This is a genomic window from Salinarchaeum chitinilyticum (assembly GCF_055390775.1).
Map to the genome: position 1 here is coordinate 447,850 of NZ_AP043888.1, position 11,563 is coordinate 459,412.

Below are 11,563 nucleotides of genomic sequence, written 5' to 3' on the forward strand. Positions count from 1 at the left end.
GGCTCTTGAACCCTCCCGTTCGGACGACGGGGAGCCGTCGTTCCGGACACTTCTCGCCAGCGGGCGTCAGCGGCCGAGCCCTTAGGGACCGGGACGGCCTACGACCACGGGATGACGCCCTCCACGGCCTCCGTGACGCGCAGACGAGCACTGCGAATGACGGGAATCGGCATCGGCGTCGGGACTGCCGGCTGCCTCGGAGACAGTAGCGACGACGGCGACGGCGCAGACGACGGCTCCGACGACGGGACCGGCGGCGGCCAGAGCGACGCCCTCGCCGACGTACCCGACAGCGTCTCGCTCGAGCCGGTCCTCGAGGACGTCGACCAGCCCGTCGGGACGGCGTTCGCCCCCGAGGGATCGCTACAGTACGTCGTCCTCCAGTCCGGACGCGTCGTGGGCGTCGACGCCGACGGCCGGCTCGACTCGCCGGTGCTCGACCTCGGCGATTCCGTCGAATCGGACGGATACGAACAGGGGCTGCTCGGGATCGCGCTCCACCCCGAGTTCGCGAGCAATCGCCGCGCTTTCCTGCGCTACAGCGCGCCAGTGCGGGAGGGGACGCCCGATGGCTACAGCCACACGTTCGTCCTCGCGGAGTTCGAAGCCACCGACGACGGCACGCAGTTCCTGCCCGACAGCGAGCGCACGATCCTCGAAATTCCCGAACCGCAGGCCAACCACAACGCCGGCGACATCGCGTTCGGTCCCGACGGCTACCTCTATGTGCCGGTGGGCGACGGCGGCGCCGGCAACGACCAGGGAGCGGGGCACGTCGAGGACTGGTACGACGCCGTCGACGGCGGCAACGGCCAGGACGTCACCGAGAATCTGCTCGGGAGCATCCTTCGGATCGACGTCGATAGCGAACCGGACGGCGACGGATCGGACAACGGTGGCGCCAGCGGCACCCAGGCCTACGCCATCCCCGATGACAATCCGCTCGTCGGCACCGACGGCCTCGACGAGCACTACGCGTGGGGGCTGCGCAATCCGTGGGGCATCTCCTTCCACGAGCACGGCGACGGGACGGAGTTCTACGTCGCGGACGTCGGCCAGAACAGCTACGAAGAGGTGAACCTCGTCGAAGCCGGCGGGAACTACGGCTGGAACGTGCGGGAGGGCACGCACTGCTTCCAGGCCGAGGAGTGTCCCGACGCGACGCCGGCAGACGTCCGCGGCGGCGAGCCGCTTCTCGATCCGATCGTCGAGTATCCCCACGAAGGCGATGGAATCACCGGCAGCTCCGTCATCGGCGGCCACGTCTACACCGGCGACGCGATTCCCGGACTCGAGGGGACCTACGTCTTCGGCGATCTGAGTGCGCAGAGTCGGCTCTTCGTCACCGCCGAGGGCGACGGTGAGGGACTCTGGCCGATCGAGACGATCGGGGTCGATGGCGGCGAGTTACAGTCGATCTTCGCGTTTGGGCGGGACGGGGACGGGGAGCTGTACGTGCTCGGCTCCGGTGATGGCGGTGGTGGGGTCTGGCGGCTCGAGGCTGTGGAGTGACGGGGCGACGGCTGCTTCAGTTGTCCAAAGCCTCAGCCAACTGCAATTCTCGGGTGGAGGGATTTGAACCACGGTCACACGATCGTCTCGCTATCGCTCGACGCTGCGTGTTCCCTGATTCAAATCCCTCCCGTGGCTTCCGCTCTTCACTGTCGTTCAGAGCGAGAAGCCGGTGGAGGGATTTGAACCCTCGGCCTAATCCTTACGAAGGATTCGCTCTAGCCAGTCTGAGCTACACCGGCGTGCACTCCTCCGTACCCAAGTTCGGGAAATAAGGGTTCCGAAAGTCCGTGCGGGCTCACCGACGGGAGAGGCGGACGTCGAGACACACGTTCACCTCGTGAGGCGCGTAGGAGCGCACCACGCGCTCGGTCTCGACCGTGACGTCATAGCCGGGGGTATCCTCCTCACCGGCAGCGTCCGCAGCAGCCTCGATCGCCTCGATTCCAGGTCCGAACGGATCGTCCTCGTGCTGGATGTCGTAGTAGTGGAGCACGCACTCCTCGCCAGCCAGCACCATTGCCGCGTCGAGGAACTCGTCCGCGCTATGGGGGAGATTCATCACAAGCCGATCCGCCCAATCTGCGTACTCGTTGGTCGTCTCGCGAACGTCGGCGGTGATTCCAGTCACCTGCTCGGCGACGCCGTTGCGCTCGGCGTTGGCGTCGAGGTACTCGATCGCGACGGGGTTCTTGTCGACGCCGACGGACTCCGCGCCGCGCTTCGCTGCGGGGATCACGAACGGACCGACGCCTGCGAACATGTCGAAGACCTGCTCGCCGGACTCGACCTGCTCGGTGACGCGGTGGCGCTCCGTTGCGAGCCGCGGCGAGAAGAACACTTGCGCGAGATCGACCGCGTACTCACAACCGTACTCGCGGTGGACCGTCTCCGTCGAGTCGCCATAGAGGACCTCCCACTCGCGCACGCGGAGCTCGCCCTCGATTTTCGAGGCGCGGTTGAGCACCGACGCGACGGGGACGTCCGATGCGACGATCGCGTCCGCCAGCGCCCGTGCCCGCTCGGGATCGTCTTCGTCGATCACGACGACCTCGCCGACGCGTTCGTAGCTCGGCTCGAACGCGAGCAGATCCGCAGGCATCGTCTGGGTCTCGCGCTCGCCCGTGGCGTGATCGACGACCTCGAGATCCGCGGGGACGGCGTCGGGATCCACGATCGGCACGAAGATGTCTTCGCCCTCGACGGCGATCCGACGATCCCGATCGAGGAGCTCCGCGTCCTCCAGCTGCTGGCGGACGGCCTCCCCATCGGTGCGCGGAGCGCGGACGCAAGGCGACTGCATGCACCCGTCTCGGGACCGCCGTTCGGTAAGGCTGACGTTCCGGACCAGCGTCGGCTTGCCGCGGCGCGCGGTGCAGACGCCGTTTCGACCCCGGGAGATATGCGCAAGGAACCCGTCGTCTCGCGCATGGATCTTGGACTCGACGGCAACGCGGCACTGGTCACGGCGAGCACGAGCGGCCTCGGCCTCGCAAGCGCACGGGCACTCGCACGCGAAGGCGTGAACGTCACCATCTGTGGACGCACGAAGTCGGACCTCGAAGCTGCCAAGGAGACGATCGAAGCCGAAGCGCGTGGCGACGTCATGGCCCGACAGGCCGACATCACAGACCCCGACGACGTGGAGGATCTCGTCGACACCACGGCGGAGGCGTACGGCGGCATCGACCACGTCGTCACCTCCGCCGGCGGCGTGCCCAGCGGCGCCTTCCTCGACACCGACGATCGCGACTGGTATCGCGCCTACGACATGCTCGTCATGAGTCACGTCTGGACGCTCAGGGCGGCCCATCCCCACCTCGTGGAGAGTGACGCGGGATCGGTCGTTTCGATCACGTCGACGAGCGTCCGGGAGGCGATCGACGGCCTCGTGCTCTCGAACGCGGTCCGGCGGGCCGTCGTCGGGACGATGGACACGATCGCGCGCGAGTGGGCGCCTGGCGTCCGCGCGAACGTCGTGATGCCCGGTGCGCACGAAACGCCGCGGATCGAAGAGCTCATCGAGCAGGCGATGGAGCGCGGCGAGTACGACAGCTACGAGGCGGGGCTCGAAGACTGGGCGGCGCCGATCCCGCTGGATCGCATCGGCGATCCGATGGAACTCGGGGACTTCGTCGCATTTCTCGCCAGCGAGCGGGCGAGCTTCGTCACAGGGGCGACGATCCCGATCGACGGCGGCCGGACGCGGAGCTGAAGCGGTGCAAGTCGGGAATCGCTCGAAACCGGAAACCAGCGATCTCCTTCACCAGGTCTCGACGTCTCCATCGCGGACGGCCTCGACGCATTCCTCGCAATCCTCGTTTCCTGCCTCGTAGCACGACGGTCGCCCCTTGTCGTCAAGGGGTGCGAGTCGTTGTTCCTCGTACCGCCTGCAGACGAGTCGAACGCGACCCTCTTCGTCCGTGGGAAGCGAGCCAGCGCCGCGTGCATTCGAGAAGGCGTCCTTCGCGTCGCCGAGCTGGCCCCGGGCGTTCTTGATGTTACCCAGGAAGCCGCTCGAATCGTCCTCGCTCTCCCTGGTCCGGTTCGTGTCGTCGTCCTCGCTCACGCGGACCACCCAGCCATTGCTCTCCCTTGCAGATCGGTCGTGAAAAAGGAGAGGGACAGGGAAGTGATCGGGTCGAATCGTCCTCATGGTGGCGGGTCTGACGCACGAACGTACTGCTCCAGGGAGCGAATTCGCTGCATAGACCGCCGATCCAACGGATGGGAGAATACCGGCAATACACGTCCGCTCGCGACAGCAAGAAAGCCTTTTTACCCAGTGGTATCTCCTCACACCCATGTCAGAATCCGAGGCCAGGAGGCCCTTCGAGGATCCCTCCCTGCCGACGGAGGAGCGGATCGACGACCTCCTCGACCGGATGACGCTCGAGGAGAAAGCAGGCCAGCTCGTGGGGATGCCCCTGGGCGACTTCGACCGGGGACGCGACGTCGACGAGGCCAAGGACCTCATCGACGACCACAACCTCGGCTCGGTCGCACCGTTCGGGTGGGGCGGCGCCTTCTACTGGACGCCCGAAGAGTGCGCCGAGACCGCCCGCGAACTCCAGGAGTACGCCCGCGAGAACACCCGCCTCGGGATCCCGCTGTTGTTCACCGCCGACGCCGTCCACGGCCACGCCTACGTGAAGGGCGCTACAACCTTCCCGAACGGACTGGGGATGGCAGCGACGTGGGACACCGACCTCACCGAGCGCGTCGGCCAGGTCACCGGGAGCGAACTCCGCGCGACCGGGATCCACCAGAACTACGGCCCGACCTGCGACGTCGGTCGCGACCCACGCTGGGGTCGGGCACACGAGACCTACGGCGAGAGCCCCTATCTCGTGAAGGAGCTCGTCGGTGCGGAGGTCACGGGCCTCCAGGGAGAGTACGGCGACGTCGACGACGACTCGGTCATCGCGACGGCGAAGCACTTCCCGGCCTACGGCGAGCCACGACGCGGCGAGGACGCCGCGCCCGTCGAGGTCTCGAACTCCACGCTCCGTCGGGTCTTCCTGCCGTCCTTCGAAGCCGCCGTCGACGCCGGCGTCGGCTCCGTCATGCCGTGTTACAACTCGATCGACGGCGAGGCCGTCCACGGCTCGCGTCGGTTCCTCACCGAGCTGCTCCGGGAGGAACTCGGCTTCGACGGCCACGTCGTCTCTGACTGGGGCGGTGTCGACCACCTCCAAAACGACCACAAGGTGACGCCCGACAGCGAGGCGAGCTCCCGGCTCACACGGAATGCCGGTCTCGACGTCATCTCCGTGGGGATGGGCCGGCACGCCGAGCACACGGTCGAGCTCGTCGAGTCCGAAGAGCTCTCCGAGGCCCAGATCGACGAGAGCGTCCGGCGCGTGCTCCGCGCGAAGTTCGAACTCGGGCTCTTCGAGGGCGGATCGGCCGATCCCGACCACGCCGAATCGACGCTCCGCGACGAGGAGCACGTCGAAGCGTCCCGCGAGAGCATCCGCAAATCGCTCACGCTGCTCCAGAACGACGGCGACGTGCTGCCGCTCGACGATCCCGACGAGATCTTCGTTGGCGGTCCCAACGCCGACGACCTGATCGCACAGATCGGCGGCTGGTCGGTCATGGACGAGGACGGCGTCCCCGGGAAGACGATCCGCGAGGGACTCGAAACGGTCTCCGACGCGACCGTTACCTACGAGAGAGGTGCGGGTATCGCGGAGTACGACGACGTCGAGGCCGCAGCGGAGAAGGCCGCCGAGGCTGACGCCGCCGTCGTCGCCGTCGGTGAGGACTGGTACATCCACGAGTTCGGGCCACAGCAGGACGCCGGTCACCCGACCGGCGAGTTCCCGACGCGCACGGAGCTCGAGCTGCCCGATCCCCAGATCGAGCTGGTGAAGGCGATCCAGGAGACCGGCACGCCGACCGTCGGCGTGCTCGTCACCGGTCGCCCGCTCGCGACGCCCTGGATGGCCGAGCACCTCGACGCGCTCATGATGGCCTACTTCCCCGGCAGCGAAGGCGGCGAGGTACTCGCCGAAGCACTCACAGGCGAGATCGAGCCCGCGGGGCGACTCCCGATGTCGATCCCCAAGTCCACGGGCCACCTGCCGAGCTACTTCAACTACCTCCGGCACCCGCGCCCGATCGGCGGCGACGAGCACACCGACTCCTACGACCCGCTGTTCGAGTTCGGCCACGGGCTGGGTTACGCCGAAATCGAAACGACAGGTCTCGAACTCTCCGAGACGACGATCGGTCCCGGCGGCACCGTCGAGGTCGACGTCACCGTCGAGAACACCGGCGACCGCACGAGCAGCGAGGTCGTCCAGCTGTACGTGACCGACGAGTGGAGCACGCGCGTCACTCCGATTCGCGAACTCAAAGGATTCGAGCGCGTCGAGGTCGACGCCGACGAGACGACGACCGTCACCCTCGAGCTCGCCGCCGAGGAGCTCGGCGTCACCGACCCCGAACCGCCCCACAACGTCGAGGACGGATCTTTCGTCCTCCGCGTGGACGATCTCGACGCCGAGCTGGCCGTCGAGAGCGACTACTAATCTCGCTGCACCCGGCACTATCGATCGGGCTCGTCACTTCCGCATTTCGCCGCCTCACCGTACCGAACGCGGAGCACCGGCCTTCTCCTCTACTTTTTCACTTTCACCACGGCTTCCACTGGTTTATATGCGATAGCGACCTAGCCCTGCCTGCCTCCCACCCAAACACACGAGGAGGCAGAGCAAACTATGGCAGACCTACGCGAACACGCGGAGGAAATCCGCGACCGGTTTGACGATCACCTCGACGTCGACGTCGAGGAGGTACAGGAGAAACTCGAGACGCTCGTCGAGCAGTACACGGTCCCCGTCGAGGAGGCCCGGCGTAGCGTCGAGAGCAGCTACCGCGAGGAAGCAGGGATCGAGCGCGAGGAGGTCGCTGGCGGCTCCAGCGACCTCGTCGAGATCACGACGATCGACGCACCCGAGGAGTGGGTGACCGTCGAGGCCGTCGTGGTCGAGCTCTGGGAACCCCGCAGCGATTCGATCGCCCAGGTCGGCCTGCTGGGCGACCCCACTGGCACGGTGAAGTTCACCAAGTGGGCGACCTCCGACCTCGACGAACTCGAGGAGGGCCAGGCCTATCGCCTCGGTAACGTCGTCACCGACGAGTACGAGGGCCAGTTCTCGGTGAAGCTCAACCGCACGACTACCATCGAGGAGCTGGACGAAGAGATCGAAGTCGGCGACGATTCCGAGGAGATCGACGGCGCGCTCATCGACGTCCAGTCCGGTTCCGGACTGATCAAACGCTGCCCCGAGGAGGAGTGCACCCGCGTCCTCCAGAACGGGCGGTGCTCCGAACACGGCGACGTGGAGGGCGAGTTCGACCTCCGGATCAAGGCAGTCCTCGACGACGGCCGTGAGGCCCGCGAGGTCATCTTCGACCAGGACGCCACCGAGGCGCTCACGGGCATCGAGCTCGAGGAGGCCAAGGACATGGCGATGGACGCCCTCGACACGGAGGTCGTCGCCGAAGAGATGACGACCGACGTGCTCGGGCGGTACTACCGCGTCTCCGGCCCGACGTTCGGGCGCTACCTGCTCGTCGACGAGATGGAGCGCCTCGGCGCGCCGGATTCCATCGAGGACACCCTCATCAAGGCGAGGTCGATCTGACATGTCCAGTGCACCCACCCGCGAGGTCGCGCGGCGCGTCTTCGCACGAGAGTTCAACGACGCCAGCTACACGTTCAAGGAGTCCGACGACGAGCGCGCGCCCAACTACGCGCTGCTCCCGACGGGAGAACGCGCAAATCGCGTGTTCTTCGTCGGCACCCTCACCGAGAAGGAGGACGTCGGCGACGATAGCGAGTACTGGCGTGGCCGCATCGTCGACCCCTCCGGCACGTTCTTCGTCTACGCCGGGCAGTACCAGCCCGACGCCGCGTCGATGCTCCGAGAGCTCGAAGCCCCCGAGTACGTCGCCGTCGCTGGCAAGCCACGGACCTACGAGACCGAGGAGGGCCAGGTGAACGTCTCCGTGCGACCGGAGTCGATCACCGTCGTCGACCAGCCCACCCGTGACCGCTGGGTCGTCGAAGCCGCCGAGCGCACCATCGAGCGCGTCGAGGCCTTCGACGACGAGACCAGCGAGTACGCCACGATGGCTCGCGAGGAGTACGGCGACGACGCGTCGGAGTACCTCGAGGCCGCCATCGAGGCGCTCGAGACCATCGAGGGCGAAGCGGCACCGACGCCCTAGGTCCCCGCGATTCTCACGCTCCGCCGGGAGATATCCCGGCGACGCTCCCCTTCCTTTCGCACAGCGACAGCGAACGGTCAACCCAACGAACGCAGCGAACCTCACCAGGCCGCTACACTCGAGGCCACGATCACCATCGGGTGGGACTGGAAGGGGCCGACCGGTCGCGTCCGCTCGCGAAGTCAAGCACTGCAGGCGAGCGAACGAAGTGAGAGAGCCGAAGCGCGCAACGAGCGAGCGGACGCGAGCGGGAGGGGGCTTCCAAGGCGGCTGTAGTTGCTGTGGTACCTGTTCAAGATCAGCACCCATCGAAGATTTTTCTTTCAAACGCTAGACGCACGTCTGACGAACGACTAAGTACGAGGACATCCCATATAGACGACACCATGGGCAACAAGAACAAGACGATCTCTTTCCGGGTCAACGAGGACTCCTTCGAGACCCTCCGGGAGATCGCGGAGGAGCGGGACATCTCCCTCTCCGCCGTGTTCCGGGATTACGTCGACATGCTGGTCGCTCACGACGGGCAGGTCGAGGTCGTCCCCGAGCACGAAGTGCGGGACAGCGCCGAGGAAGCGACGTCGGAGTTCCCGCCGAAAGTCACCGTGCCGAAGAGCTTCGTCCGCGAGCACGAGCGTCTCGAACTCGAAGCCGAGCACCTTCGCGAGCAGCTCGACGAGCACAAGCAGTACGTCACGGCACTGCGTGAGGAGCTCGAATCCACCGAGGACGGCGAGGACGTCATCCACCTCGAGGAGCTGGACGAGGACCGAGGTGAGACGGACGAACCCTTTCGTCTCGGCTGAAGCGGGCGTGACTCCCGCCGGGACTACCCCTCGAGACGACGCATCGCGGCTGCTGCCCGACGGCGGGCCTCGTCGTCGCTCTCGACGGCGGCCAGATCTTCGACGGCCTCGAGGGTCCGAACCGCGCGATCGAGAAAGGACAGCACGTCGCCGGAGTACGCGTAGACCATGTATTCGGCGGACATGACGTCGACGATGGCCTCGGGCGAGTGGCCCTCCTCTCGCAGTTCGAGCAGGTAGACCAGGAACTTCTCCTCCGGACAGCCACAGTAGGGGTTCGCGTCGCAGTCGCAGTCGAGGAAGTCCTCCGCGAAGTCCAGCACCTTCTCTCGCGTGGCCTCGTCGAGCTTCTCCATGCCGTCCCCCTGGAAGAGGAGATCGAGGGTCGCACCGGAGAAGGCACCACGCGGGATCGAGGTCTCGAGCTGACTCGAGAGCTGGCGGTGGTTCTTCACGTAGATCTTGTCGGTGATCGCCACGTTGGCACCGGGTAGGCAGAGGAGGGGCAAAAGCGCCACGTCACGTCGGTGGAGCTCGATCGACCGAGAACGGGCGGGAATCCGTGGCACGCGCCGGGACCAGTCGTAACCTATAACACCGCGCCACGGGGTACAATCGAATGCGTGTCCGGGTTGGGGTAGTGGTTATCCTTCAGCCTTGTGGAGGCTGAGACGCGGGTTCGATTCTCGCACCCGGACTTCTCCGCGAGGAATGTAGTGACGAGCGGTGAAGCCGGAAGGCGAGAATCGAACCCTACGAGTCGAGCGCAACGAGCGTAGCGAGTGAGCACGTCTCGTTTCGGTTCGATTCCTGCACCGAACGTCACGGGACGGGCCAGAAACCTTCGCCCTACAGCACCAGCTGCTCCAGCTGCGTCGATCGCCGAGAGATGTCCACGGCAGGATCGAGTTCCGAGTCCTCCGCCAGTCGATCGAGCGCCAGCATCGGGTCGCTTCCGTCGTCCTCGAGGTCGTCGATCAACGCCTCGATGTCTGCACGGTTGGTCGCCAGGGAATCGAGGAGATCGACGAGGAGCACGACACCAACGCCAGCGTCGCCGTCGGGGAGTTCCTCGCTGACTGCGTCGAGATCGTCGGCAGTGGAATCGCCCTCACCGGGTTCGATCGTCAGGCAGTTCGTGCAGATCGAGATCGTCGCATCGGGAGCGTAGAGCTGGAGCGAATCGGGCACGGAACAGCCGACCGTCGCCGCCTCGCATCGAGAGCATGGCATACTCGGTGTCTGTGGGACGAGGCGGTAAATGGGCAAGGAATCCCGGACGACGCAGTATCGGCTCGGGACGCTCGACGAGACTGTAAAACGAACTGTAGCAGTTTACTTCGAGGTGCCGGCCGCAACCGCCTCTTCGTGCTCGGTAGCCTCCGCTTCCTCGCGCTCGGCCTTCTCGGCCTCCTCTTTCTTGTCCTTGATCTTCTTCATCCGGAAGATCTCCTCGCGCTCTTGCTCCTCGAGCTTCTGCTCGATGTACTCCTTGTTGTCGTGGAGCTCGGGGAGGAGTTTGAACTCCAGCGCGTTGACCCGACGCTTCGTCTTCTCGATTTCGTCGAGCATCTTCTTCATCGCCGTCTCGACCTCGGCGGCGAGGATGATGGATTCGAGGAGCTGCTCGTACGCTGCGGCGGTCTCGTCGATGCGCGCGCTGGTGCCGAGGACGCCGTAGCCGCGCTGGTCGAGGCTCTTCTGGACGCTGGTCGACTCGATCTGAGGGACCACGACGCCCATGATGTTCTTCGCCTCGGTGGAGATCTCGGGGTGGTCCTTGAGCGCGGTCGCCGCGCCGCGGACGGCCACGTCTCCTTCCATCGCGCGGGCCATGTCGATGGTCTGCTGGGCCTCCTCGTAGTCGGCCTCGACGTTCTCCCGAACGGACTGGGCCTGATCGAGAATCTCCTTGAACTCCATGATCAGCCCGTCTCGCTTCTTCTCCAGGGTGTCGTGCCCACGCTCGGAGAGCTCGATCCGGTCCTCGATCTCCATGAGGTTCTTCCGGGTGGGTTTGACGTCCTTGGCCATTGGCGGAGAGTTGCCGACGGAGGGGGGTAGTCCTTACGATTGGCCACCGGCGAGCACGGGCGATCTCGGTCACGGGGGCAGTCCGCCCCGGCCTAGCGACGTTCGACCGGCTCCGTCCCGGGTAGTCGCGACGTGCTGTACCCGAAGACGAGATAGCCCAGTGGACCCGCGAGCGCGAGCGACAGCACCGACTCGAGGAAGAGGTCGGTTCCAGCGACGAACCGGAACACGACGAAGTTGATCACCACCCACAGGAGTAGCGTGTAGGTGGCGTACTCCCGAAACGCGTCGAGTCGGCTTCGCATCACGAGTACAATTCACACGGACCACCAAATAGTTTACTCACTGGTACCCCTGCAACAGCGCCAGCCAGGGTGTGAAGAAATCGATCACGAGGGACAGGGCAACGACTCAGATACCATCGGCGCCGAACGCTGTAACGACCGAACGACCGAAACCGAGTGATG

Annotated in this window: 12 protein-coding genes and 2 tRNA genes; 7 read left to right on the forward strand and 7 right to left on the reverse strand. The window is 65.8% G+C overall.

The annotated features are described in order from the left end of the window. The first annotated feature begins 156 nt into the window (after nucleotides 1–156). Nucleotides 157–1,512, forward strand: coding sequence for a PQQ-dependent sugar dehydrogenase (locus tag ACZ5KP_RS02215; protein ID WP_460919460.1), 1,356 nt, complete (start codon nucleotides 157–159; stop codon nucleotides 1,510–1,512). A gap of 167 nt (nucleotides 1,513–1,679) precedes the next feature. Here the strand turns inward: ACZ5KP_RS02215 and ACZ5KP_RS02220 are convergent. Next, a tRNA-Thr gene (locus ACZ5KP_RS02220) sits at nucleotides 1,680–1,754 on the reverse strand. Between the two features lie 56 nt (nucleotides 1,755–1,810). Further along, complete coding sequence (locus ACZ5KP_RS02225; RefSeq protein WP_460919462.1) at nucleotides 1,811–2,815, reverse strand: class I SAM-dependent methyltransferase; 1,005 nt, start codon at nucleotides 2,813–2,815, stop codon at nucleotides 1,811–1,813. Nucleotides 2,816–2,941: 126 nt separating this feature from the next. On the opposite strand from ACZ5KP_RS02225, the gene ACZ5KP_RS02230 reads away from it, so the two are divergent. Further along, nucleotides 2,942–3,727 (forward strand): SDR family oxidoreductase, encoded by a 786-nt coding sequence (locus ACZ5KP_RS02230; RefSeq protein WP_460919463.1) that lies wholly within the window; start codon nucleotides 2,942–2,944, stop codon nucleotides 3,725–3,727. A gap of 48 nt (nucleotides 3,728–3,775) precedes the next feature. Here ACZ5KP_RS02230 and ACZ5KP_RS02235 read toward each other — a convergent pair whose 3' ends face one another. Continuing rightward, nucleotides 3,776–4,081 (reverse strand): DUF7091 family protein, encoded by a 306-nt coding sequence (locus ACZ5KP_RS02235; protein ID WP_460919465.1) that lies wholly within the window; start codon nucleotides 4,079–4,081, stop codon nucleotides 3,776–3,778. A gap of 235 nt (nucleotides 4,082–4,316) precedes the next feature. Between ACZ5KP_RS02235 and ACZ5KP_RS02240 the strand changes: the two genes are divergently transcribed. From ACZ5KP_RS02240 to ACZ5KP_RS02255, 4 genes are all read left to right on the forward strand, one after another. Beyond that, complete coding sequence (locus ACZ5KP_RS02240; protein ID WP_460919467.1) at nucleotides 4,317–6,551, forward strand: glycoside hydrolase family 3 N-terminal domain-containing protein; 2,235 nt, start codon at nucleotides 4,317–4,319, stop codon at nucleotides 6,549–6,551. 189 nt (nucleotides 6,552–6,740) lie between these two features. Continuing rightward, the gene (locus ACZ5KP_RS02245; RefSeq protein ID WP_460919469.1) at nucleotides 6,741–7,670 is read left to right on the forward strand and encodes a replication factor A; all 930 of its coding nucleotides are present in this window, start codon (nucleotides 6,741–6,743) and stop codon (nucleotides 7,668–7,670) included. 1 nt (nucleotide 7,671) lies between these two features. Further along, nucleotides 7,672–8,256: an RPA family protein gene (locus tag ACZ5KP_RS02250; RefSeq protein ID WP_460919471.1), complete on the forward strand. Its 585-nt coding sequence runs from the start codon at nucleotides 7,672–7,674 to the stop codon at nucleotides 8,254–8,256. A 386-nt stretch (nucleotides 8,257–8,642) separates the two neighbouring features. After that, on the forward strand, nucleotides 8,643–9,062 hold the full coding sequence (locus tag ACZ5KP_RS02255; protein ID WP_460919473.1) for a DUF8146 domain-containing protein: 420 nt from the start codon (nucleotides 8,643–8,645) through the stop codon (nucleotides 9,060–9,062). Nucleotides 9,063–9,085: 23 nt separating this feature from the next. Here the strand turns inward: ACZ5KP_RS02255 and ACZ5KP_RS02260 are convergent, their stop codons facing one another. Next, nucleotides 9,086–9,541, reverse strand: coding sequence for a DUF5814 domain-containing protein (locus ACZ5KP_RS02260; protein ID WP_460919475.1), 456 nt, complete (start codon nucleotides 9,539–9,541; stop codon nucleotides 9,086–9,088). Nucleotides 9,542–9,688: 147 nt separating this feature from the next. Here ACZ5KP_RS02260 and ACZ5KP_RS02265 point away from each other — a divergent pair. Then, a tRNA-His gene (locus ACZ5KP_RS02265) sits at nucleotides 9,689–9,760 on the forward strand. A gap of 151 nt (nucleotides 9,761–9,911) precedes the next feature. On the opposite strand, the gene ACZ5KP_RS02270 is transcribed toward ACZ5KP_RS02265, so the two are convergent. From ACZ5KP_RS02270 to ACZ5KP_RS02280, 3 genes are all read right to left on the reverse strand, one after another. After that, entirely contained in the window at nucleotides 9,912–10,295 is a 384-nt protein-coding gene (locus ACZ5KP_RS02270; RefSeq protein ID WP_460919477.1) for a DUF6276 family protein, read from the reverse strand. A gap of 102 nt (nucleotides 10,296–10,397) precedes the next feature. Continuing rightward, the gene (locus ACZ5KP_RS02275) at nucleotides 10,398–11,096 is read right to left on the reverse strand and encodes a V-type ATP synthase subunit D (protein WP_460919479.1); all 699 of its coding nucleotides are present in this window, start codon (nucleotides 11,094–11,096) and stop codon (nucleotides 10,398–10,400) included. Between the two features lie 92 nt (nucleotides 11,097–11,188). Next, the gene (locus tag ACZ5KP_RS02280; protein ID WP_460919481.1) at nucleotides 11,189–11,401 is read right to left on the reverse strand and encodes a hypothetical protein; all 213 of its coding nucleotides are present in this window, start codon (nucleotides 11,399–11,401) and stop codon (nucleotides 11,189–11,191) included. Between the last annotated feature and the right edge of the window lie 162 nt (nucleotides 11,402–11,563).